Source organism: Corynebacterium spheniscorum (assembly GCF_900113445.1).
In the GTDB taxonomy this organism is placed as follows: Bacteria; Actinomycetota; Actinomycetes; order Mycobacteriales; family Mycobacteriaceae; genus Corynebacterium; species Corynebacterium spheniscorum.
The window spans coordinates 120,091-143,173 of the sequence record NZ_FOPJ01000005.1 but is presented as its reverse complement, the minus strand read 5'-3'; the positions used below and the strand labels follow the sequence as shown (position 1 = coordinate 143,173).

Sequence of the window (23,083 nt, the reverse complement as noted above, 5' to 3'; positions counted from 1 at the left end):
TCGGCTGCGTATCCTAGTCGCCATGCGTCTTGTAATCGCACGTTGCAGTGTTGACTATGTGGGTCGATTAGAAGCCCACCTACCGATGGCTACCCGCCTTCTTTTACTCAAAGCCGATGGATCGGTGTCTATCCATGCTGATGACCGCGCCTATAAGCCGCTGAATTGGATGACCCCACCATGTACCTTGAAGGGAAGCCCCATTACTGATCAGGATGGTGAAGAAACCGGACTGATCCTGTGGGTGGTGGAAAATAAAAAAGGCGAGCAGCTGCGCATCACCATTGAGAAAATCGAGCATGACCTAGAACATGAACTCGGCGAAGATCCGGGCCTGACTAAAGACGGCGTAGAAGCCCACCTGCAGGAGTTATTAGCCGAGCACATCGAGACCCTCGGTGAAGGCTACTCACTTATCCGTCGCGAATATCCCACCGCGATTGGTCCCGTTGATATTCTCTGTCGCGATAAAAAAGGAACCACTGTGGCTGTGGAGATTAAGCGCCGCGGCGGTATTGATGGCGTGGAGCAATTGACCCGCTATTTGGAGCTATTGAACCGCGATGAGCTGCTCAAGCCTGTCTTGGGAGTATTCGCCGCCCAAGAAATCAAACCCCAAGCCCGGACCTTAGCTGAGGACCGCGGGATTCGCTGTGTGACCTTAGACTATGACGAGCTACGTGGCATCGAGTCCCGGGAACTCCGGCTGTTTTAGGAGGGGTCTATATATGCCGCGCAGGAACCATCATTCCGGGCGAAGAGGCATGCCCAAAAAGGGTGCCTCGAAGCGTGCCCGGAGCGCTGCAGTCTGGGAACCCCGCCGCCTTCCTGATGATGGCGCTGCCTTCTTGGGAACCCAAGTAGAAACCGGGCCTAGTTGGGATTATGGTGCGCCATATTTAGTCCGACGCATGGGGGCTAGCGCAGCGAAGAAATACTATATTTGCCCGGGCTGCAACCAAGATATTCCGCCCGGGATTCGACACATTGTCGCCTGGCCCCGAGATTCCTTGCGCGGTTCAGAAGACCGCCGGCATTGGCATACCGCCTGCTGGGAACGTCGATAGCCGCCAAATACCTCCAACTATGACTACCCTGGGGTGCCATGATCGTTGCTTTTTCTGTGGCCCCCACCCAAACTCCCACCGCGGATGCCGAAATGGCCGATGCTGTCACCGAGGCAGTACGCATCGTCCGGGAATCGGGGCTTCCCAATGAAACAAACGCCATGTTCACTCTCATCGAAGGTGAATGGGATGAAGTCATGGATGTCATCAAGCGCGCCACCGAGGCAGTGGCCGAGGTATCCCCGCGAACCTCATTGGTGATCAAGGCCGATATCCGCCCCGGCTATAGCGGCCAGATCAAAGCCAAGGTCGAGGCTGTGGAGAAGCGCTTGGCTCAAGACTAAGTAGAGTCTCTACCCAGCGAAAAAATTTTCTTAAGGAGCACACAGCACAATTATGAGCACCCTTGATCGTTTTATGAGCGGCGGAGCCATTGATCTTGGCGAAGTGAAAGCCCGGGCGGAAGCCCGCGCTCAAGCTGAAGAGCGTGCCCGGGCTCGCGCAGAAGCTCCGGGTAGCGCAGCACCAAGCGTGGAGCTGACTACCGCCAACCTAGAAACGGAGGTGCTCGGACGCTCACAAAGCGTGCCGGTGGTGGTTCTCTTAGGCTCTTCTCGTGCCCCAGAATCCGAAACCTTGCAGGCGGACTTAGAAGAAATTATTTCTGCCCGCAATGGCGATCTCGCCTTCGTCCACGCTGATGTCGATGCCTCCCCGGAATTAGCGCAGGTCTTTGGTATCAATGCCATCCCCACAGTGGTGGCAGTGGCCGCTGGTCGCCCAGTGACACACTTCGCCGGACCTCAACCGCGTGAGGCGTTAGAGCAGTGGTGTGAGCAGCTGGTGATCGCCATTAGCCCTTCTTTGGCGGGTGCCGAGGCCCCAGCAGCTTCTCCTGCTGAGGCCCCCACGGGAGATCCACTGCTCGATGAGGCAGCCGAGCACCTTAATAATGCTCGCTTCGATGAAGCTATTGAGGTTTACAAGCAGGCCTTGGCCAAAAAGCCAGCGGATAAGGACATTATTTCCGCCCTCCATACCGCAGAGATGCTGCAGCGCTTGAGCAAGCAAGAAGGCGCCGATGCTGATCCCTTTGTGGCTGCCGATACTGCTATTACCCAAGGGGATTTAGAGTGGGCCTTCGACTATCTGCTGGAGCAGTTCTCTGGTCCGCGGAAGAAAGAAGCACACCAGCGTCTTTTGGATCTGTTCACGCTCTTCGATGATGCTGATCCCCGCGTGATTGCCGCACGCACCAAAATGGCCAGCGCACTGTTCTAAACAGCCAAGAAAATAGGGGAGTCGCCTTGAGCGGCTCCCCTGATCTTTTGCCTACTACAGCCAATTCTTCTTCGCTTTGCGGAAGGCAATGAAGGCGAAGAACACCAAGATCACGGCAAAGAAGATCACTGCGATCGTGAGCTCCGGCAAAGCCTCTTTCACCCCGAGTACTTGCGCCAAAGGACCATCATCCAAGGCAATCCCGGCTCGCACCGCATGCGTAATCGGGTTAATACGCACCAGCGGCTGGACTACGGAGATGAAACTTTCAGTAGGCACGATGCCGGCCGAGAGAAACATCAAAATGAAGGCAAAGGGCGTCATAATCATGGTCGCCTCCGGGACCTTCACCAAGGAAGAAAACCCGATTGCGAAGATAGAGATCGTCGCAGCTACCAAGATATTAAGGAAGAGCAACCACCCTAGGGCGGGAAGCGATGGCCGCATCCCCATAATCGTGGTGATAATCGGACCGGTTAAACCAGCAACAAAAAGCCGCAGGAAGACCGCCCACCAGGTACCCCACACATAGGGCGTAATACCTCCTGGAGTCGTGAAGAAACGATCGGTGATTCCGCGTTGGCGTTCGCTTACCAAGGAAGCCGCTACGGACTGCGAGTTCATCAATTGGGCGGAAATAATAAACATGACCGTTACTGGCATAAGGTCGAGTTCTTCTAGCCCTTGGCTAGCTTTCATGAAGTCACCAAACAGCCCCACCACGATCAAGACCGAGACAATCGGCATGACCAGGGTATTGAGCATTAAGGATCGGTCATGGAGCAATCGGGTGATGTGTCGTCCACCGTGAACGCCAATGTAATTAGCCATGATTCCTCCTCAGATTCCTCGCCAATCCCCAGATCGCTAGAACACCAAAAAGGGCCAGCCAGGCGATGCTGAGCCAACCATCGCGGCCAGCTTCCACCCCGGCTTGCAAAGCGCGTGCTGTATCCAACATGGAGGAAAAGGGCATATGTTGCGCAGCCTTGCCGATCGCGCCGGTTAATACGATGCCGGGCACATAGGCGGTGGAAAACATCACCACCGCGATGGTGAGCGATTGCACCACCATGGCGGTGGACACCGGGTGCTTGGAGCTAAGGCTTAAGGCATCCACCGCAGCGCAAACCACGATGGTCATGACATAAAAGAGCAGTAGCCAGAGCACCAGATTTTTTGCATCCGAAGGAAGCTTCGCTCCGAGCAATAGTGCAACAATCACCACTACCGCACCAGACCAGGTAAAACGCGTGATATCTGCAAGTAGGCGACCAATAATAATGCTGGAGGTGCTCACCGGCAGGGTTTTAATGCGGTCATGCACCCCACCTTCAGCATCGCGGGCGAAAGCTAGAGCAGAACCACCAGCGGTAAAAATGAGCACCTGCAATAACCCGGCTGGGAGTAGGAAGCTGGCGTAGTCAAAGCCCAGGGCTTCCGCGGCATGCGCGAACACCCCGTAGAAGCTGGCTAGGAAAATAGAGGGGATTAAAAGCGCGGAAATCACCACGCCGATATTGCGCACCGTGCGCAATACATCGCGATACCAAATCGCTGCTATGGCGTTCACTGCGTCGGCCCCTCCTCAGCGGCCTTGCGGGCAGCGCGTTCTTCCTGGTGTGCCACATCGCCTTCATCGGCGAGCGCCAAGTACACCTCGTCCAAACTTGGTGGGGTTAAACCGGCGTCAATAATGTCATCTTGGCTGCCGTGCCAGAGCAATAGGGCATCCACCAGGTCGCGGTGGCCACGCGGAGCTTCGAAGTGCACGGTGCTGCCATCAATCACGCTGGCATCATCAATGCCATTATCGGTGCGCGCTAATTGCTCGCTGAATTGCTGGGCTTGTTCAGCGGTGCGGAAGGAAATATCGCAATAAGAGCTGCCATATTGCTTCTTCAATTCGCTGGGTGTGCCCTCGGCAATGAGCTTGCCGGAAGCCAGAATGGAGATGCGATCAGCCAAGCGATCCGCCTCATTGAGGTACTGAGTGGTCAATAAAATGGCGGTGCCAGAGGCAGCGAGGTTCTCAATCATGTCCCAGACATCGTTACGGCTGGCCGGATCCAAACCGGTGGTGGGCTCATCTAGGAATAGTAGGGTAGGGGGAACCACCAGTGAGCACGCAATATCGAGGCGGCGGCGCATACCGCCGGAGTAATTCGATACGCGACGCTTACCCGCATCAGTCAAAGAAAACTGCGTCAATAATTCCTCAGCGCGAGTCTTCGCTGCAGATTTATTAAGCCCCGCGAGTTGGCCGAAGAACACCAGATTTTCTTTGCCGGTGAGTTCCTCATCCACTGCCGCATATTGCCCAGTTAAAGCAATGGAGGCACGGATCCCCGCCGGGTCGATCGCCATATCATGGCCATTAATAATTACCTTTCCCCCAGCTGGTGGGAGGATTGTTGATAGCACCCGCACCAAGGTGGTTTTGCCGGCACCATTAGCACCCAGTATGGCGTGGATACGTCCGGCTGGAATCCGTAGATCCACACCATGCAGAATCTTCTTACCACCTAATTCACAGGTCAGGTTTTCTACCTGGACGATATCGACCAGGTCAGTTCTAGTACTCAAAAAGAGGACTCCTTGTTCATTAATCTCATCCAGGATGGCGGGAATAGCATTCGTGGGAAGCAGCGGCCGCACGACCGTAACTACAACGACATCACAAGGAAATTAGTGCAGCGTTACCTAAGTAAAAAATACTACGCCGCTGCGCTATCAGTACCTAGCGCTCGGGGGTGCGTAGGAGGGTGTGGGGATGCACTGGTTTTCTTCGGTGGCAAGCCGCCAACTGAAGCAGTGCGGGCTGCCACAACCACGAGGTCTGACTGGTTTGTTGGGGGAAGTAAGGCGCTCGGCGGCATCGCAATCGCAGCTCTACAAAGCGGCAAGACCGAATGGGAATTAGCCAGGTGGTCATTTCCTTTGACCTCACAGCTTGGACGCGAATTACATCATCGCGGCGCCTCGGGGTGTGCTGCATGGTGGGGCTGGTGCTTCTGAGCAAGAACGCATCTAAAGACAGCGCAGGGCCTAAATCGCTGGGCACCAGGAACTAGGTGCCTATTGCTCTCACTGTCCGATATATGAAAATCGACATGTCACCCTTGACGGCAGTGGGCTTATATATTTGTATGGCCACAACCTATATTTGACGGAAGAGTTGTTTCTTTGAGCTTCGTGATCGCAGCCCCTGTCCCGAGCCCACCAATTCCGCTCTACGATGTCTTATTCAGCATCTTCTTTTTGGGTCAATTATCGCGATAATCGTCGCGGCCGTATATTTCGTCAAATCACTCAAGTTGAAGAACTCCAAGGACCCGGAGATACAACCGGCTTCCGAAAAGAATGACGGCAGGTAAAGGTAATAACTCCTCGGCATCTTCAAGGACTAAGTCCCTAGATTGCCTCGATCCGCGCAACCTACACTTCCTCTAGCGCTCCATACCCCACGCTGTAGGCGAGGACCTCAGCGTCGCGCAATTGATGCTGAAATACTGCGCTCCATCAATCCGTACTCGCAGGTGCCAAGGCCGAACTGGTGTGAGTATCCACCAGTTCCGTCTTGTTATTTCGTGATCTAGTCCAGCCCTTCCGGGCTATCCACACGAGGGCGAGGATATTGATGATCGCCAACGCCCCGGCCCATATCCACTGCGGATAGTCTCCAAGGTTCTCTAACAACGGTTTTCCTTCGAAGTGCCGGCGGTAGTTCCTGGTGTACTCCCAGTAGTAGCCATAAGCGACACAAGCGCCGAAGACGGTAGTCCCCGCCACCGACCACCAGCCGTTTCTCCGAGCAAGCACACCAAGGATTGCCATCGCAGCTCCCACAGAACAACCAGCAATCATCCATGCCACGCTCTTCATTAGTGGGGTGGCTGTACCTGCCTGGTCGGGCAGAATCGCCATGTCGAAGAATACGTTGACTACCAATCCAAGGCCGGTCATAAGACCACCAAGAATCACGACTGCTACCGGGGGCCACGATCTACATACAAGCGGGGCGGCGAATCCCCCCCCCACAACCATGGCCAGGCGAATGACGCCACGGCCAGAAAGAATGGCTGCCCCGTGTAGTCAGCCCACGTAGCAACAAATGCCAGCACAATAACCGCTAAAACATACGCTAGGAGTTGGGGAATGGAATATGGCTTATTTGTCATGAACGCACCCTTTAGGGAAATTAAAAAGTCGCGTAGTGAATATAATTCCCTACGTCAAATAACTGTTAAAGTGGCACTTTTAATTGGTGGACCAGTAAGCGTTACAAGTACCTGCGCGTAACCCACCGGTCACTGAGGCGCTGGCCCAGAGGCCTGAACCTGCTGAACGCCTTTCGGTTTGGTTGGCCATGACAGCTGTTGCAGTATGGTGTTTCGTAGCGTGCATGCATTTCGAAAAACACCGCTTTTGCGATGTGGTGTCACACGTGACCCCGTAAGTCCATGTTCCGCCGCCAACGTTTTCCGTATGCGTTCCGTACGGGACGCCCAATGGAACTGCGCCAGGGCCGAATGGAACCTCGCTCGAGATCTTATCGAGATCGATCTCGATCATTCCTGAGGTGGGATCGCCCAACTCATCCCACGTAAGCACGGTGTAGCTGGCTGCATGTGAGGAATCTGAAGGGGGCAGCGCTTGAGCGCTGGCGGCCGGCGCAGTAACCATTGCTGCGGCGAGTGCGGCGGCTGCCGCAAAGTTGATGACCTTAGTTATCGGTTCTCCTTATGTTGCTTGGAGGCCTCTAGAGTGGGCCTGGACAGAATGGTGCGGTCCGCCCCTTTTTTGCTTTGGGACACTTGGTTTCCGGAGTTAGTCACTCAGTAATAAGTGACTGAAGGGAGGGCTAACCATTGCTCAGTTGTGGTGTCGATACAAATGCAAGGACTACCTCGTACGGGGGTATATCTTCGTTATGAATCTCTTCCTTACTGTGGTTTGTTGCCCCATTAGGTGGACTCCAGTCATCGATGTAATGTCCGCCAGATCTTAAATGGTTGGTGCATTCGAACCCTACGTGCACTCATCGACTGATTACCCTTCGCTGGAGTATCCCTCCCGTTGAGAATCAGCCTCGTCAATCCCGGCATGAAACCACACTCACATTTCCCTCCCCATTTCGGCACATTGGCACCCGAAACCTTGCTAAGCTTCAGTCCACACAAAAATAGTGACCACCCACATAATTAAAAGGATTAGTGAAACATGGCACATCAGTGGAAGAAAGCCCTCACAGCGCTCTCCCTGCTCACCCTAGGAGCCGGCACGCTCACAGCTTGCTCCTCAGCCTCCGCTGAACCCAACTTCGTCACCGTCAATGGCACCGAACCCCAACAGCCCCTGATCCCCGGCAACACCAATGAAAATGGTGGTGGCCGTGTGGTCAATATGCTTTACTCCGGCTTGGTCTACCACGACGCCAACGGCGTGGTCCACAACGAGCTGGCTGAAAATATCGAGCTTGAAGGCGACCGCACCTACCAGGTCACCCTCAAACCGGACCTCACTTTCGCTGATGGCAGCCCGCTGACCTCCCATAGCTTCGTCGATGCCTGGAATTATGCAGTCGAACACGAGCAGCTCACCGCCAGCTTCTTCAAACCCATCAAGGGCTACGAATCCGGGGTAAAAGAACTCGAAGGCCTCAAAGTCCTCGATGATCGCCACTTCAGCATCGAGCTGAGCGATCCGGACGAGTCTTTCATCTCCCGCATGGCCTATAACGCCTTCTTCCCACTCCCGGAAGCTGCCTTCGAAGATATGGCTGCGTTTGGCGAAAATCCCGTTGGCAATGGCCCCTATAAGTTCAGCGAGTGGCGCCACAACGAGTCGCTCTCACTGGTCCCAAATGAAAATTATGCGGGCGAACGCACCCCGAAGAATGATGGCCTGCGCTATGTCTTCTACCAGCGCCCCGACGCCGCCTACGCGGACCTGCTTGCCGGCGAACTCGATGTCCTCGACCTCATTCCTTCCTCCGCGTTCGACACCTACGAGCAAGAACTCGATGGCCGTTCCGTCAACCAGCCGGGTGCTATGTACCTGGAAATGTCTATCCGTTGGGATACGGAGCATTTCGCTGGCGAGGAAGGCAACCTCCGTCGCCGCGCGGTCTCCATGGCCATCAACCGTCAGGAGATCAACGACAAGATCTTCCGCGGAACCCGCACCCCAGCCCGCGACTTCACCTCCCCGGCACTAGATGGCTGGGATGGCAATATCCCCGGCGTCGAAAACCTCGAGTACAACCCCGAAAAGGCCAAAGAACTCTGGGCACAAGCCGATCAAATCCAGCCGTTTAGCGGCGAACTTCTCATCAACTACAACGTCGATGGCGATAACCAAGCCTGGACCGACGCGGTCGCCAATAACATCACCAATGTTCTGGGCATCTCCGCCACCGGCAACCCCTACCCAGACTTCAAGAGCTTCCGCGACGAGTACCGTACCGGCCACATGCCAGGCGCCTACCGCACCGCCTGGTTCGCGGATTACCCCAGCTTAGGCAATTTCCTGGGCCCCAATTTCCGCAAAGGCAACCCCTCTAATGACGCGCAATACGACAACCCCGAGTTCGACGCGCTGCTCGACAAAGCCGCCCAAGCCAAGGACACCGCCGAGGCCAACAAGATCTACAACCAGGCCCAAGAGCATCTGCTTCGCGACCTACCCGCCATCCCGCTTTTCTACCCGAACATCGTGGGAGGCTGGTCCGAGCACGTTAGCGATGTGACCTTCAATTGGAAGGGGCTCCCGGAGTACTACGCCGTAAACAAAGCCTCCAAATAGGGCTTTATTCGAGACCCTAGGGCCCACGCAAGCACCCAAAGTGAGGATGGTGCGCGTGGGCCTTCGGCATGCCGCGCCACAAGCCCCCGAAAACGCGAGATTGCAAAAAATTTACCTGCGTTGCCCTCCTATTCTGGCAGTGGTGTATGAAATAGTGCATCCACTAGCCGATGGTTGATAAACACTTTTTGGCGGCCCAGCTTCTCCACCCCAATCAGCTTCGCTTCCACTAATTTCCCTAGCCACACCGAGGCCGTTTGGCGCTTCGCTAACCCGGCTTCCACGACATTCTCGATCCGCAGATAAGGCTGTGAGAACAACAAACGAGTGAGCTCCGCAGCCGGAAGATGGTTCCCCACCTCGCGGATACTTTCTTCCATCTCAGCCCTGAGCTCTTCGCTGGTTTCCATCAGCTCCAAGGTCCACTGAGCTGTTGACCTGATGCCACCAAGCATGAAGAGGATCCACGATTCCCAGGCTTCTTCCCGGGTAACTGCGTTGAGGCGCTCATAATAGGTGTCTTTATGCCGGACGATATATCCCGACAGATACAACACGGGAAGTTCTAACAGTCCCGCCTCGATGAGCAGCAGAATATTGAGCACACGTCCGGTTCGCCCATTGCCATCCGAGAACGGGTGGATAGCCTCGAATTGATAATGCGCCAACGCCATAGCGATCAGCGGATCAATGCCATGATCATCATGGAGAAAATTTTCCCACGCAGATAAGTGCTTCAGCAGCACCTCTTCTCCCTGAGGCGGGGTGTAAACGCGTTCCTTCGTAACCGGATTGCCGATAAAAGTCCCCGGAAACGTGTGCACCCGCCCCTTTTCCGGTGCAATAATGTTCCCGAGATCCAGTACCGTTTCCATACCTAATGGGCCGCGCTTTAAAAACTGAACACCCGATAACAACGCATCCCGATATCTCAGTACCTCCCTCACCGACGAAGACCCACCCGGAAGAGCGTGATTTCCTCTCTGAAACAGCTCCTCCTGGGTTAAGAAAATATTTTCAATCTCGCTGGAAGCCTGGGCTTCCATCAGTGGAATCACATTCAGCAACATATCTCGATCGGCTAATCGCCGACACGCCCCAGCCAAACGCGCCAACGCACGGCTTGCGTCAATATTGGCTTTCAAAACTGCATAAGTCTCCACCTCCGCAGTCGGCGATAGGGGAGGCAGGTCTTGATAAGGCTCATTCGGCTGATTCCGCATAAGTTCACCCTAGGCAGAGTTCGCGGAGATGGCCCGGGGTTCCAACCGAAACCAAGGACACTATGTGGATAACCCAGAGGAGCGGTGGAACTATTCACAGGTGACAGCCATCAGCTACTCACGCTCGCAGGCTGTCCGCTAACCTCGAATGCTTCTTCCTTCAGACAGTCGATCCCGCATCCGACAAATGCAGCGATTTCCATCATGTTTTTCGACATGATTCGCGGACATGTTGATTGGGTGGACATGTCCCAAGAACATGTTGATTTCAGGCGGTTATTTCGACATGTCGCGCCGATATGTTTATGGCGTGTACATGTTCTTCGGACGTGTCGATTCTGGGAGCGGATTTCGACAAGTCTGGTGTGGTGAGCGGGTATTATTCGGCGGGGTGGGGGATGGGGGATGTCGCGTTGGGTATGCAATAAGGCGCGGCTCCACGTGCGGGAGGGAACCCGCCTGTGTGGGGACGCGCCTATGTTGGGCCGCTGATCTCGGGGAAAGCCCTTGCTCTGGGCTTTCTAAGACCGACATCGATGGAGTGCTATACAGCTTCTTTTTTGCTTCTCACTTCGCCATAGATCAACATAGCGATGCCAGCTATGAAAAGCGCTGAGACGATAAGCCATGTGGTGATGGGTCTTCCGCTCGGAAAGAACACCAGTAAAAGGAGTGCCATGAAGGAACAAATCAAGGAAGGCCGCAGCTAATCCTCATCATGGTCCGATTAGAGGACTTCACAATACCCTCCTACTCGTTGCGTTCCTGATCCGTTGCGCTGATTCCAGCCCTGAGACCAGTGGTAGTTCCGAAAACTCCGACCGCACCGCCCTAGCCTTGCCAGCGGTAGAACTGTGCGCTCATCGCCGGGATGTGCAGCGTGAGGGATTGATCGGGGTTGGTGGAGGTGAAGATCGGCAGCTCATTGCCGGCGCCTTCGTAGACGCTGGCGTCGGTATTGAGGATGCACTCCCAGGTGCCTGCGCACGGAACATCGAGGGTGTAGTGCGGTTGGGAGGTGCCACCGAAGTTCATGACTGCCAGCACGGCTTCGCCATCAACACCCCAGCGCAGGTAGGCGAGGATATTGTTGGCGGCGTCATCACCGCGGATCCACTGGAAACCAGCGGGCTCATCGTCCTGGGTGTGCAGGGCGGGGTGTTCACGGTAGACGCGGTTGAGATCGCGATAAAGCGCCTGGATACCGCGGTGATATTCGCCTTCCCAGCCGTCCATGTCATACCAGTCCAAGGAGCGTTCCTCGGACCATTCTTGGATCTGGCCGAACTCCTGGCCCTGGAAGAGCAGCTTCTTGCCGGGGTGGCTGAACATATAGGCGTAGAGGGTGCGAAGACCAGCGGCTTTATTCCAGGTATCGCCGGGCATGCGGGCCCAGAGCGAGCCCTTGCCGTGGACCACTTCATCATGGGAGAAGGGGAGCACGAAATGCTCGGAGTAGGCGTACACCATGGAGAAAGTGATGTCATTGTGGTGATAGCTGCGGTGAATGGGGTCTAAGGAGAAATACTCCAAGGTGTCATTCATCCACCCCATATTCCACTTCAAGCTAAAGCCCAAACCACCGGCAGAGGTCATGGCGGTAACACCAGGCCAGGAAGTGGATTCCTCAGCGATGGTGAGGATACCGGGGTGCACGCGGTGCGCGGTGGCGTTGAGCTCCTGGAGGAAACGCACCGCATCGAGGTTTTCGCGGCCACCGAACTCATTGGGCAGCCATTCGCCATCTTCGCGGGAGTAATCCAGGTACAACATGGAGGCCACCGCATCCACGCGTAAACCATCAACGTGGAATTCCTCTAGCCAATACAAGGCATTGGCGACTAGGAAGTTGCGCACCTCATTACGGCCGAAGTCGAAGACATAGGTGCCCCAATCTTTTTGTTCACCGCGGCGCCAATCGGGGTGCTCGTAGAGGGCTTGGCCATCGAAACGTGCCAGCGCCCAATCATCCTTGGGGAAGTGCGCGGGAACCCAGTCGATAATCACGCCAATTCCGGCTTGGTGGAAAGTATCAATTAATTGGCGAAGATCATCGGGGCGACCCCAACGCGAACTCGGCGCATAATAGCCAGACACTTGGTAACCCCAAGAACCACCGAAGGGGTGCTCGGCAACGGGCATGAATTCCACGTGCGTGAAGCCCTGTTCCTTCACATAAGGAACCAGATCCTCAGCCAATTGGCGATAATCGAGGTCCTTCTTCCAGGAACCCAGATGCACCTCATAGATGCTCATGGGTTCTTTATCCCACGCCTTGGTGGGACGCTGGGACATCCAGACGGTATCTTCCCAGTGATAATCAGACTCCACCACGATGCTGCCGGTAGCGGGCGGGCATTCCGTGGCCTTCGCCAGCGGATCAGCCTTATCGCGGCGATGCCCCTCGGCGGTGTGGATGGCGAACTTATAGCGCTCGCCGGCCTGTACGCCGGGGATGAAGATCTCCCACACACCAGTAGAGCCCAAGCAACGCATGGGGTACTGCGAAGGATTCCAACCACAGAAATCACCGATGACGGCTACACCGCGAGCATTCGGTGCCCACACCGCAAAGCTGGTGCCATGCACAGTGCCTAACGCGGTGTCATAGCTGCGGGTATTCGCACCAAGTACCTCCCACAGACGTTCATGCCGGCCCTCACCGATGAGGTGCAGGTCCAAACTGCCAAGGGTGGGCAGGAAGTGGTAGGGGTCTGCGAGGATGGCGGGTTCGGCACCAGGCCAGGTGACTTTTAGCCGATAATCAAAAGAGTGGTGCGATTCGAAGGGGGCTACCCAAATATCGTTGCCGATGGGGGTGGCTTCGATGGCATCATTTTCGGCTAGGATTTCGACCTTTTCTGCACCCAATTGTCGGGTGCGGATCACACTTCCCGTGGGTGTGGCGTGCCAACCATAAAAATCGTGGGGGCTGTGGTGCTGGCAGACCATGAGCCGTCCGAGTTCATCCTCGGGGATGAGAAGGGCGGGATCGATCTTCGGGGTGCCGTTGTGTGGGGTGTCAGCGGATGTCATAATCGTGGGGCCGATCCTTTATCAAAGTGTAAAGCCGGGTCACTTTAGACTTTAGCTCGTTTTACCTGGTGTGATCCTGACCTCATAGCGCGCTACACGATCCCAGCAGCGTAGCTTGCATGGTGGGGCTAAACAACTACCCCCTTTACGGGTTTCTTACTGGCAATAGCTACAGCCACAAGACGCGGGGAATAGGCACGGCGATAGCAAAAAGAATCCTCCCTGTGGATAAGGAAGGATTCTTAAGTTTAGCCTAGGCGGCGGTATTAGGCGCGGTAGTCGTGCACCTCACGGAAGGCAAGAGCTGCGCGACGATCCGCGGGCACATCCGGCAAGCGGAAAATATGGGCGACATCGCGCTGCGGAGCTAGCCGCACGAAATTGCGTTCACCCCAGGTATAAGCAGCGCCGGTGACCATATCCTGCACCCCGAAGTGCGAACCGTGGTCAAGGCCAACGGCCTCTTCATCCACGAACACCGTAGCTTCCTGCGGGTTACGCGGATCCAGGTTCACCACCACCAATACCGCATTACCGGAAGCAGCATCCACCTTGGAGTAGGCGAGGATCTGATCATTATCGGTTTCATGGAGGGTGAGGTTGCGCAGCTGCTGCAACGCCGGGTTTTCCTTGCGGATGTGGTTGAGCAAGCGCACATATTCCTCCAAGGAATCCCCATTCTTCAAGGCAGTCTCGAAATCGCGGGGGCGAAGCTCATACTTTTCCGAATCCAAGTACTCTTCGCTGCCCGGGGCTACCGCGCGGTGCTCATAGAGCTCATAGCCGGAGTACATGCCCCATAGCGGGGACAAGGTGGATGCCAAGGCCGCACGAATAGCAAACATGGCGCGCCCACCATGCTGAAGGGAAGCATGCAGAATATCCGGGGTATTGACGAAGAGATTCGGGCGGCAAATATCCGCATTCGCGGTGATCTCTTCAGCAAACTCGATCAGCTCAGCCTTGGTGGTCTTCCAGGTGAAGTAGCTATAGGACTGCGAGAACCCAGCTTTTGCTAGACCATAAAGGCGCGCCGGGCGGGTGAAGGCTTCCGCTAGGAAGATGACCTCTGGGTGCGTTTCGTGCACATCATTGATGAGGCGGTGCCAAAAATCAGCGGGCTTGGTGTGAGGATTATCCACGCGGAAGGTGGTGACCCCCAGATCAATCCAGTGGCGGACCACCCGCAGGATCTCCTTTTCGATTTTCTCCGGGGAGTTATCGAAGTTCAGCGGATAAATATCCTGGTACTTCTTCGGCGGGTTCTCCGCGAAAGCGATGGTGCCATCAGCAAGCTCAGTAAAGAAGTCGCGGTGATTGACACTCCAGGGGTGATCTGGGGCGGCCTGCAAGGCGAGGTCCAAAGCGATCTCTAGGCCGAGTTCCTCGGCGCGCTGCACCAGTGCCCGGAAATCCTCCTCGCTGCCAAGTAGCGGGTGAGTGGCATCATGGCCACCATCTTTAGAACCAATGGCCCAGGGGGAACCCACATCGCCGGGTTCGGCAACCAAGGTGTTGTTCTTACCCTTGCGGTTGATTTCGCCAATCGGGTGAATCGGCGGGAAATACACCGTGTCAAAGCCCATTGCGGCGACGCGATCTAGGGCCTTAGCGGTGGTGGCGAAGGTGCCGTGCACCGGGTTGCCTTCCTCATCCCAGCCGCCGGTGGAACGCGGGAAGAGCTCATACCAGGAATTCACCAGCGCATCGCGGCGTTCCACCATCACCTCGTGGACATCACCGCGGGTTAAAAGTTCACGCACCGGGTGCTGGGCAACCACAGCTTGGGTTTCATCTGAGAGCGCATCCTGGACACGTTCAATAAGCGAACGTGGGGAAGCATTATCCGCTAGCTCAGCGGCGATCTTGCGCAGATGCGCGGCATCGTGGGGATCTTCGGCTTGCTGCGCAGCGGTGCTAAAAAGCTCCGCCCCATGAGACATATCATTGGCAAGCTCAGCGGCATCCTGGCCGGCGGCAATCTTCTTGCTCACCGCATTAATCCAGGTGGCCATGGGATCTGACCAGGCATCCACCCGGAAAAGCCAGCGGCCGGGCTCATCTGGGGTGAAGATGGCGTGCTGGCGATCTTCAATTACCGCATCTTGGGTCATCGTCAGGTCATAGCGGGTGGGTTTAGAACCATCAGCTGGGGTGGGACCTTGGACATTTAAGGTGGCGGAAATGGCATCGTGGCCTTCACGCCACACCAAAGCAGTAACCGGAACAACCTCACCTACCACTGCTTTTGCTGGGAGCCTGCGCCCAGAAATGCTGGGGCGGACATCATCGATACCTAGTCTTCCGATTACTTCGCGGTTCACGCCTGATTCACCTTTACTTAGGAGGCTGCGGGGAGGGCACTTTCTAGGCTAGTGTGCCGACTGAAGTTTTAGCAGTGCCGCGCGGATAGGCCCCCTTGTCCCAGCAGCTCCGCGTGCCTTCACCACATGCGCCCGCTCGATGGCGCATGATGGAGGATGTGAATAACCAGGATCTCCTCATTAACTTCCGTGACGTTAGCTTCATCCGTGATGGCCGCACCCTTGTGGGGCCGGTGAATTGGCAGGTAGAACTAGATGAACGCTGGGTAATTATTGGCCCTAATGGGGCTGGTAAAACCACGCTTATTCGGATGGCCTCGGCCGAAGAGTTCCCTAGCACCGGGGAGGCATACATCATGGGTGAAAAGATCGGCAAAACCGATATGCGCGACCTGCGCGCCATGATTGGTGTCTCCTCCGCCGCGCTAGGTAACCGCATCCCCGCGGAGGAAAAAGTCGCGGACCTTGTTATCTCCGCTGGATATGCTGTTTTAGGGCGCTGGCGGGAAGAATATGAGGAATTAGATTTCGCCCAAGCCGATGAGATTCTAGAGCAAGTAGGGGCGAAGCATTTGGCGGATCGCACCTGGGGGACTCTATCTGAAGGTGAACGCAAACGCGTGATGGTGGCCCGTGCGCTGATGATTAACCCCGAGCTGTTGATCTTGGATGAACCTAGCGCCGGGATGGATTTGGGTGGCCGCGAGGACCTGGTGGGTTACCTCAGCGATATTGCGATGGACCCGGATGCCCCGGCGATTGTGATGATCACGCACCATGTGGAGGAAATCCCCGCTGGGTTTACCCACGCGATGCTCATTGACGAAGGCAAGATTATTGCCCAAGGGCTGTTGAATACTGTCTTAACTAGCGAGAATCTCACAAAAACTTTCCACCAACCCATTCAGGTGGATCGCATTGGCGAGCGCTATTTCGCCCGCCGAGTTCGCTAGATCACAGCGCAGCTGGCATAGCCTAGCAATTTCGCGTAGAAAACAACCTAAGGTGCGGCATAGCTTCACTTTTGCTGAGGCTATGCCCTTTTTCCTTAGCTTCGGGAGGCGGATCTCGGAAATAAGCTCAACGCTAAGGGGGAACATACCTTTAAGCCGCCGAGCCAAGAGAAGTACACTCTGAAGCGTACGTACATAACTATGGGTCTGACTCACCAAAACTATGCGTTGCGGTTTCTAGAATGCAGTAGTGGGCGTGAACACGTCGGCGGGGAGTCAGCGAAATAGCGGAAAGTCGCGGCCACATGGGAGGTGACCTAGGCCCCGTGATTGATGAATTACACCCCAACCTAGAGGGCCTAGGCGGCGCCAAATTAGCTGCGACTGTTTTATTACTTCGCGATGGCGAATCCGGATTAGAAGTGTGGATGCAAGAACGCGTCAGCACCATGCGGAATTACCCGGGGATAACTGTTTTCCCGGGTGGGGGAGTAGATGACCGTGATTATCCCGAGAAAACCTGGGATTCTGGTGACTTGTGGGCGGGGCCTTCGGTTATTTCGATGGCGCGGCGAATGGGGGCGACGAAGGAAAAAGGGCATGCCTTAGTTTTCGCGGCTGTTCGGGAACTATTTGAAGAAACAGGGCTGCTTTTAGCTATTGATTCTGATGGCAATACCGTCGATGATGCGAACTCTTATCACGTGGAAAGGCTCGGATTAGAAAGTCACCGGCTCTCGCTCACCGATGTGTTAAGTGATAATAATTTGCGGGTAAATGCGGATTTACTGCGGCCTTGGGCCAGGTGGGTGGGGCCGTCTAATTCCGGAACCTGGTTTGATACCTTCTCTTTTATTGCCGCCGTGCCAGAAGGGCAGTACCCCGATGGGGATTGTTCGGAGGCGGATTCTGCCGGGTGGTTCCCACCCCAACTATTACTTGATGGGTGGCGCGCCGGGTTAGTGCGATTTGTGATTCCCACGTGGGCGCAATTACAGGAATTAACTAATTATCGCACCGTGGAAGAAGCCTTAGCCGGCGCGGAATTCGCTGATATGCGCCCCGTTATTGGTGATCCCGTGGATGACCCGAAATACCGAGATTTTTATACCACCAAGCGGATCGAAAGAATCGAATATATTCCCCCACACCTGCGCGAAGACTAAGCAGCGGATTAGGGCAGCAGTATCAGCGGTATTGTGACGGCGGCCACGGGGGTCTTAACGTCGAGTGCTTGGGGAGGCTAGACTATGGCGGTTAAGCAAACCTGAAGTATTTGAACCCTAATTTTGTGAAGGTGAATGTCCGAGATGCCCACCATTGCCGTACTTGTGAAGAATGTGCCGGACACCTGGTCCACCAAGGACCTCAAGGATGATTACACCCTTGACCGGGAAAATGTCGATGCGGTGATCGACGAAATCAATGAGTACGCGATGGAACAAGCCCTGCGCATCCGCGAAGCGCACCCCGATGCCGGATATAGCGTCACCGCCATCACCATTGGCCCCAAGGGTGCCGAAGAAGCCCTGCGTAAAGCCATTGCCATGGGCGCAGATTCCGCCCTGCATGTGCTCGATGATGCCCTAGCAGGCTCTGATGTGCTGGCCACCGCCTGGACGATGACCAATGCCATTAACTCCTTAGAAGATGTGCAGCTGGTGATTGCCGGTAATGCTTCCTCCGATGCCGGTACCGGTGCACTGCCGGGCATTATCGCCGAATACCTGCAGCTGCCTGCGCTTACGCACCTCACCAGCATGCAGGTAGATCCCGCGGCTGCCAGCATTAGCGGTACCCGCGTGAGCAATGAAGGCAGCTATGAACTACGCGCCGGGTTGCCCGCGCTGGTGACGGTCACCGATCAGGCTGATCGCCCACGTTTCCCCAACTTCAAGGGCATTATGGCAGCGAAGAAAACGGAGATCCCCGCTATCAGCATCGCTGATCTGGGGGTGGCTGCCGAGCAGGTTGGCCAAGCCCACGCCGCAACTGTGGTCACCAATGCTGCGCGCCGCCCGGAGCGGCAGGCTGGTGAAGTGATTCGCGACAATGATTCCGCCGCCACCGCGAAGGCCATTGTCGATTTCCTGGAAGAACGAAAGCTGCTCTCTTAAGCACGCCCTCCAGAACTACGCCCGCCTCAAAACCCCGAAGGCCTGATAAAGGCCCCCTGAAGGAAAACCATGAGCACTGTTTATATTCTCATCGACCACAATGATGGCCACGTTGACTCCGCCGCAGCGGAACTTTTCACCCTCGCCCAAGGTTTAGGCGAAGCCACCGCGGTGGTCGTCGGCGAACCTGGCACCGCCGCCGCCCTCCAACCTGAACTCCAAGCCCTCGGCGCGGCCCGCATTATCGCCGCTGAAGCTGAAGGCGCTAGCCGCCGCCTCATCCTCCCCGCAGTGGATGCGTTGAGCTCCCTGGCTGCGGGTGAAGCGGGCCCGATCCTTATTTCCGCTACCGCCGCCGGCAATGAGATCGCTGGGCGCGTTGCCGCCCGCGTGGCTTCCGGTGTGCTGGTGGATGTCACCGGCATTAACCCTGATCGCAGCGCCACCATGTCCATTTTCGGCGACACCATTGCCGTGGATACCGCCGTCGGTGGCGAAAGCCCTGTCTATACCGTGCGCCGCGGCGCCATTGAGGCCAGCGCAGCCACCCCGGGTGCTGGCGAATTGCTGGCCATTGAGCTGCCCGCTCCGGACCAAAAGAACGTGGAAATCACCTCCTTTAGCCCCGCTGAGCGCGGCAACCGCCCAGACTTGGCGGAAGCAAAAACCGTGATCGCCGGTGGCCGCGGCGTGGGCTCGGCCGAAGGCTTCGCAGAATTGGTGGAAGGCCTAGCCGATTCCATGGGTGCTGCAGTAGGTGCCACCCGCGATGCCGTGGATTTGGGTTATTGCCCCAGCGCCCTACAAATTGGCCAAACTGGCGTTACTATTTCGCCGGATCTTTATATTAGCCTGGGTATTTCCGGTGCTATTCAGCACACCTCCGGGATGCAAACCTCCCGCACGATTATTGCGGTAACCAATGATGAAGATGCCCCCATCATGTCGATTGCGGATTTAGGTGTAGTTGCCGACGTCCATGATTTGGCACCCGAATTAGCCCGCGAAATTCGCGAACGCAAAGCCTAACTATGGACACTCAGATTTACCTCGACCACGCCGCCACCACCCCCATGCGCGACATCGCGCGCGACACCTGGGTCCACCACAGCGGACTGCTGAACCCCGGCGGGCAATACGCCGCCGGACGCGCCGCCCGCAAGGTCCTCGAAGATGCCCGCGATAGCATCGCCGCCTGCTTAGGCGCGGACCGCATGGAGGTTATTTTCACAGGTAGTGGCACCGAGGCCGATAATCTGGCGCTCACGGGGCTATGGCGGGCACGCCAAGGCGACACCCCACGCCCCGGCATTGCGCTTTCCGAGATCGAGCATTCCGCAGTGCTCGAACCTGCGCGCACCCTGATGGCTGAGGGGGCCCGCACCGACTTCCTCACAGCGCGAGATTGTGGAGTTATTGAGGTGCCCGAACACCTCCCCGAAGACACTGCACTTATTGCCTGCATGATGGCCAATAATGAAACTGGCCGAATCCAACCGGTCAAAGAATTATGCGCCCTGGGCCAAGAATATGGTGTGCCGGTGCATATCGATGCCGTCCAAGCAGTGGGCCACATTCCCGTGAATTTCCATGAATTGGGTGCCACCACCTTGGCATTAAGCGCCCATAAATTCGGTGGTCCCCGTGGAATTGGGGTGCTTTTAGCCAAACGTTCCCCAGCCCCCTTACCGGTATTACACGGCGGTGGCCAAGAACGTGGGCTGCGCCCCGGCACCTCCGATGTGGCCTCTGCCGCCGCCCTAGCGGCTGCTTTAGAAGAAGCCTGCGCCGAACAAGTAGAAGAAGCAGCTTCCCGCCGAGTACTTCGCGATCGGCTTTTGCACGGTATTCAGGCGAGCATCCCGGATGTGCTCACCATCAGTGCTGATAGTGACAGTGGTGAGGGGCTTCCCGGGCATGTGCATATCTGCTTCCGCGGTGCTGAAGGCGATAGCTTGATTATGCTGCTCGATTCCCAAGGAATTGCTGCTTCAACTGGTTCGGCCTGCTCACAAGGGGTGAATCGCCCCAGCCATGTGCTTTTAGCAATGGGGGTAAGTGAAGCAGATGCACGGGGGGCAGTACGCTTTAGTTTGGGGCGCACCACCACCGAAGCTGAGGTTGATCAGTTGTTGGCGGTACTTCCCGGCATTGTGGAACAAGCCCGCGCAGCAGGTATGGCTTAATCTAGTCCTGGTGCGCGTGCTTTTTTGAGGGTAGATCCAAGAGCCTGCGGATCAACCCAGTTTCTCCCGGTAATTTGCGGTGGCTCACCCCACTAATGGGAACCACCGTGCCCAAGGTGGCAGAATCCGCGGGCACCACCGTATCGGCATCAGAAACCACCGACACCACCTTTACACCCTCTGGTAATTGCGGGCTAAAGGGGAGGGGTTGTTTGATTTGGGTGAAAGCCTTCCCACCGATCAAACGCACCATCCACTCCGCCCAACGTGCGCGCATGGTGGGCACCCCACGCCAACACGCCCCCAAACCAATTAAGGTGGTGATGCGTTGGCGAATATGTGGGCGGCGATGCAAAAGCCGCAGCGCCATTAATCCGCCCAGAGAATGCCCCACCACATCTACGCGGCGGCCTTGTGCTTTGGCAATAATCTCATTGACCTTTTCGGCTACCTCTTCAATCCCGCGGTGTAAATCCCCAGTACCGGCAGCCGCGTAGGGGACCCCTTCGACACGTACGTGATCTGCCCGCATTTCTCGGGCGAGCCTTCGGAAAATACCCGGGGAGCTGGCGGTACCATGCAAAACCACCACTATCCGGTGCGCCTTATCCCAAGGAACGGGATCCGGTAGCGGTAAATGTGTGGGAATCCGGGTAATCCAGGACATGTTTCTGAGATTAGCGTCTTCAACGTGGCGGTGTGCCCAGAGCTTGCTGTGAGTTTCCTGGGGAAGTGCATTTCCGTGCCTAAGCTGGGCTGTTGTTGCCTTAGGCTCGGATGGCGTGAGCCAATTTGCCCGTTCCATTTCTTTAGTGGATACCCCCGCAGCGATAGTGCTAGTTAGCGCCGTGACTATCTGCGCACTGATTGCCGCCCTCGGGTTTTTTGACCCTGAAAAACGCTCGCGCACTAGCTGGACGCTTATTATTTCCCTAGCGCTCACCGCGGTGGTGTGGCTAGTTTTAGAAAAAATCTGGCGCCCCTTCCCAGACCCCGTACCGCTTCGGGTTTATCTAGCCAGCGCGGCTTCTGCCTTTGTGGTGCTGAGCGCCCTTGTGGTGCGCGGCTGGCGGATCAGGCTGATTCTGCCCGCAGTGCTATCGATTGCCGCGGCGTGGGGATGCGCGAATCTGGTGTACCAGCAATACCCAACCCTGGCGTCTTTACATCCTGCACCCCAGGCAGTGCGGATGGATTACCAAGAATTCCAAAAACTTTCCCTGCCTCCGACTATTGATGGCGAGGCAGCCGGTGCTTTGGTGAGAATTCCGGCAACTGGTGAGGTTTCTGGCTTCAAAGCCCGGGATGCGGTGGCGTATGTACCGCCCGCTTATTGGACTAAACCGGAACTCAGACTCCCGGTGTTGGTACTTATGGCAGGAAACCCCGGGCAACCCATGCAATGGTTTTCCAATGGCCAAGGAGAAATCACCGCCGATAATTACCAAGCTCAACACGATGGCATTGCCCCGGTGATAGTAAGCGTCGATGCCACTGGCTCTTTAACCGCCAACCCCTTATGCATTGATGGGCCAGAAGACCAGGTGCAGACCTATCTCTCGCGTGATGTGCCAGAACTTATCCATCAACATTTCCCGCGGATTAACCCTGATCAACGTTCCTGGACCATTGGTGGTTTAAGTTACGGCGGCACCTGCGCTTTACAGGTGGTGACTAACTCCCCACGGGCCTATGGCAGTTTCTTGAATTTCTCCGGTCAAGCCGAACCAACCATCGGGAGCCACAAGGAAACCTTGGACCGCTTCTTCGGCGGCAGTGAGCAGGCCTTCGAAGCGATCAACCCGGCTACTATCTTATCCCGCGCAGCAGCCGATAAAGATCAACGCTTCCGCGGTATCGCCGGGCGTTTTGTTGCCGGTGAACGCGATCAATCCTCCGGTGAGGCACTAGCCAAACTCAATGATCTCACCCAGCAGGTGGGCATGCGCACCGAGTTCACCACCGTGCCTGGCGCGCACTCCTATGAGGTGTGGCGGGTGGCTCTTAGAGAAAACCTGGATTGGGTGGTGCGCCGTGGCGGCATTAACCCCTAATCGACGATCCTCCGAGTAACGCTTCTTTCCGCTAT

Annotated in this window: 20 protein-coding genes; 11 read left to right on the top strand and 9 right to left on the bottom strand. The window is 56.2% G+C overall.

Annotated elements, in window-relative coordinates; genetic code table 11:
• Positions 1-22: 22 nt before the first annotated feature.
• From nucS to BMZ01_RS05595, 4 genes are read left to right on the top strand one after another with little or no spacing between them, the layout of a single operon-like run.
• On the top strand, positions 23-715 hold the full coding sequence (gene nucS, locus BMZ01_RS05610) for an endonuclease NucS (RefSeq protein WP_092285300.1): 693 nt from the start codon (positions 23-25) through the stop codon (positions 713-715).
• A 49-nt stretch (positions 716-764) separates the two neighbouring features.
• Complete coding sequence (locus tag BMZ01_RS05605; protein WP_092285298.1) at positions 765-1,067, top strand: hypothetical protein; 303 nt, start codon at positions 765-767, stop codon at positions 1,065-1,067.
• A 38-nt stretch (positions 1,068-1,105) separates the two neighbouring features.
• A complete protein-coding gene (locus BMZ01_RS05600; protein WP_092285296.1) occupies positions 1,106-1,411 on the top strand; it encodes a thiamine-binding protein in 306 nt (101 codons plus the stop codon).
• A 52-nt stretch (positions 1,412-1,463) separates the two neighbouring features.
• Positions 1,464-2,348: a tetratricopeptide repeat protein gene (locus tag BMZ01_RS05595; RefSeq protein WP_092285294.1), complete on the top strand. Its 885-nt coding sequence runs from the start codon at positions 1,464-1,466 to the stop codon at positions 2,346-2,348.
• Between the two features lie 54 nt (positions 2,349-2,402).
• On the opposite strand, the gene BMZ01_RS05590 is transcribed toward BMZ01_RS05595, so the two are convergent.
• The 5 genes from BMZ01_RS05590 to BMZ01_RS11535 form a co-directional block, all read right to left on the bottom strand.
• Positions 2,403-3,179: an ABC transporter permease gene (locus tag BMZ01_RS05590; protein WP_092285292.1), complete on the bottom strand. Its 777-nt coding sequence runs from the start codon at positions 3,177-3,179 to the stop codon at positions 2,403-2,405.
• Positions 3,172-3,921, bottom strand: coding sequence for an ABC transporter permease (locus BMZ01_RS05585; RefSeq protein WP_092285290.1), 750 nt, complete (start codon positions 3,919-3,921; stop codon positions 3,172-3,174). Before BMZ01_RS05585 ends, BMZ01_RS05590 begins: the two co-directional genes overlap by 8 nt.
• Positions 3,918-4,934, bottom strand: coding sequence for an ATP-binding cassette domain-containing protein (locus BMZ01_RS05580; RefSeq protein WP_223845822.1), 1,017 nt, complete (start codon positions 4,932-4,934; stop codon positions 3,918-3,920). The genes BMZ01_RS05585 and BMZ01_RS05580 overlap by 4 nt, the downstream gene beginning before the upstream one ends.
• 936 nt (positions 4,935-5,870) lie before the next feature.
• Positions 5,871-6,314 carry a hypothetical protein gene (locus BMZ01_RS05575; RefSeq protein ID WP_092285288.1) on the bottom strand — a complete coding sequence of 148 codons (444 nt, stop codon included), beginning with the start codon at positions 6,312-6,314 and terminating at the stop codon, positions 5,871-5,873.
• Positions 6,315-6,608: 294 nt separating this feature from the next.
• Complete coding sequence (locus BMZ01_RS11535; protein WP_092285409.1) at positions 6,609-6,923, bottom strand: lactococcin 972 family bacteriocin; 315 nt, start codon at positions 6,921-6,923, stop codon at positions 6,609-6,611.
• 648 nt (positions 6,924-7,571) lie between these two features.
• Between BMZ01_RS11535 and BMZ01_RS05565 the strand changes: the two genes are divergently transcribed.
• Entirely contained in the window at positions 7,572-9,155 is a 1,584-nt protein-coding gene (locus BMZ01_RS05565; protein ID WP_092285286.1) for a peptide ABC transporter substrate-binding protein, read from the top strand.
• Between the two features lie 128 nt (positions 9,156-9,283).
• Here BMZ01_RS05565 and BMZ01_RS05560 read toward each other — a convergent pair whose 3' ends face one another.
• The 3 genes from BMZ01_RS05560 to BMZ01_RS05550 all read right to left on the bottom strand — a co-directional run bounded on the left by BMZ01_RS05560 (position 9,284) and on the right by BMZ01_RS05550 (position 15,738).
• Positions 9,284-10,300 carry a Fic family protein gene (locus BMZ01_RS05560; RefSeq protein ID WP_244887593.1) on the bottom strand — a complete coding sequence of 339 codons (1,017 nt, stop codon included), beginning with the start codon at positions 10,298-10,300 and terminating at the stop codon, positions 9,284-9,286.
• Between the two features lie 909 nt (positions 10,301-11,209).
• On the bottom strand, positions 11,210-13,414 hold the full coding sequence (glgB, locus tag BMZ01_RS05555) for a 1,4-alpha-glucan branching protein GlgB (protein WP_092285282.1): 2,205 nt from the start codon (positions 13,412-13,414) through the stop codon (positions 11,210-11,212).
• Positions 13,415-13,680: 266 nt separating this feature from the next.
• Positions 13,681-15,738, bottom strand: a complete 2,058-nt coding sequence (locus tag BMZ01_RS05550) for a maltotransferase domain-containing protein (RefSeq protein WP_092285280.1) — start codon at positions 15,736-15,738, stop codon at positions 13,681-13,683.
• 149 nt (positions 15,739-15,887) lie between these two features.
• Here BMZ01_RS05550 and BMZ01_RS05545 point away from each other — a divergent pair, with 149 nt between their 5' ends.
• From BMZ01_RS05545 to BMZ01_RS05525, 5 genes are all read left to right on the top strand, one after another.
• On the top strand, positions 15,888-16,691 hold the full coding sequence (locus tag BMZ01_RS05545) for an ABC transporter ATP-binding protein (protein WP_177180083.1): 804 nt from the start codon (positions 15,888-15,890) through the stop codon (positions 16,689-16,691).
• Between the two features lie 305 nt (positions 16,692-16,996).
• On the top strand, positions 16,997-17,857 hold the full coding sequence (locus BMZ01_RS05540) for an NUDIX hydrolase (protein WP_177180077.1): 861 nt from the start codon (positions 16,997-16,999) through the stop codon (positions 17,855-17,857).
• Positions 17,858-18,001: 144 nt separating this feature from the next.
• Positions 18,002-18,808, top strand: coding sequence for an electron transfer flavoprotein subunit beta/FixA family protein (locus BMZ01_RS05535; protein WP_092285274.1), 807 nt, complete (start codon positions 18,002-18,004; stop codon positions 18,806-18,808).
• Positions 18,809-18,877: 69 nt separating this feature from the next.
• On the top strand, positions 18,878-19,837 hold the full coding sequence (locus BMZ01_RS05530; RefSeq protein ID WP_092285272.1) for an electron transfer flavoprotein subunit alpha/FixB family protein: 960 nt from the start codon (positions 18,878-18,880) through the stop codon (positions 19,835-19,837).
• Between the two features lie 2 nt (positions 19,838-19,839).
• A complete protein-coding gene (locus BMZ01_RS05525) occupies positions 19,840-20,994 on the top strand; it encodes a cysteine desulfurase family protein (protein WP_092285270.1) in 1,155 nt (384 codons plus the stop codon).
• 1 nt (position 20,995) lies between these two features.
• Here BMZ01_RS05525 and BMZ01_RS05520 read toward each other — a convergent pair whose 3' ends face one another.
• The gene (locus BMZ01_RS05520) at positions 20,996-21,661 is read right to left on the bottom strand and encodes a lipase family alpha/beta hydrolase (protein WP_177180076.1); all 666 of its coding nucleotides are present in this window, start codon (positions 21,659-21,661) and stop codon (positions 20,996-20,998) included.
• Positions 21,662-21,776: 115 nt separating this feature from the next.
• Between BMZ01_RS05520 and BMZ01_RS05515 the strand changes: the two genes are divergently transcribed.
• Entirely contained in the window at positions 21,777-23,048 is a 1,272-nt protein-coding gene (locus BMZ01_RS05515; protein WP_092285266.1) for an alpha/beta hydrolase, read from the top strand.
• Positions 23,049-23,083: the final 35 nt, after the last annotated feature.

What these genes read in the sequence shown, in the direction of transcription:
- BMZ01_RS05540 (WP_177180077.1), top strand. Translation starts at nt 16,997, where the DNA reads ATGGGAGGTGACCTAGGCCCCGTGATTGATGAATTACACCCCAACCTA.
- BMZ01_RS05525 (WP_092285270.1), top strand. Translation starts at nt 19,840, where the DNA reads ATGGACACTCAGATTTACCTCGACCACGCCGCCACCACCCCCATGCGC.
- BMZ01_RS05565 (WP_092285286.1), top strand. Translation starts at nt 7,572, where the DNA reads ATGGCACATCAGTGGAAGAAAGCCCTCACAGCGCTCTCCCTGCTCACC.
- glgB (WP_092285282.1), bottom strand. Translation starts at nt 13,414, where the DNA reads ATGACATCCGCTGACACCCCACACAACGGCACCCCGAAGATCGATCCC.
- BMZ01_RS05600 (WP_092285296.1), top strand. Translation starts at nt 1,106, where the DNA reads ATGATCGTTGCTTTTTCTGTGGCCCCCACCCAAACTCCCACCGCGGAT.
- nucS (WP_092285300.1), top strand. Translation starts at nt 23, where the DNA reads ATGCGTCTTGTAATCGCACGTTGCAGTGTTGACTATGTGGGTCGATTA.
- BMZ01_RS05520 (WP_177180076.1), bottom strand. Translation starts at nt 21,661, where the DNA reads ATGTCCTGGATTACCCGGATTCCCACACATTTACCGCTACCGGATCCC.
- BMZ01_RS05535 (WP_092285274.1), top strand. Translation starts at nt 18,002, where the DNA reads ATGCCCACCATTGCCGTACTTGTGAAGAATGTGCCGGACACCTGGTCC.
- BMZ01_RS05530 (WP_092285272.1), top strand. Translation starts at nt 18,878, where the DNA reads ATGAGCACTGTTTATATTCTCATCGACCACAATGATGGCCACGTTGAC.
- BMZ01_RS11535 (WP_092285409.1), bottom strand. Translation starts at nt 6,923, where the DNA reads ATGATCGAGATCGATCTCGATAAGATCTCGAGCGAGGTTCCATTCGGC.
- BMZ01_RS05605 (WP_092285298.1), top strand. Translation starts at nt 765, where the DNA reads ATGCCCAAAAAGGGTGCCTCGAAGCGTGCCCGGAGCGCTGCAGTCTGG.
- BMZ01_RS05590 (WP_092285292.1), bottom strand. Translation starts at nt 3,179, where the DNA reads ATGGCTAATTACATTGGCGTTCACGGTGGACGACACATCACCCGATTG.
- BMZ01_RS05595 (WP_092285294.1), top strand. Translation starts at nt 1,464, where the DNA reads ATGAGCACCCTTGATCGTTTTATGAGCGGCGGAGCCATTGATCTTGGC.
- BMZ01_RS05575 (WP_092285288.1), bottom strand. Translation starts at nt 6,314, where the DNA reads ATGACCGGCCTTGGATTGGTAGTCAACGTATTCTTCGACATGGCGATT.
- BMZ01_RS05545 (WP_177180083.1), top strand. Translation starts at nt 15,888, where the DNA reads ATGGAGGATGTGAATAACCAGGATCTCCTCATTAACTTCCGTGACGTT.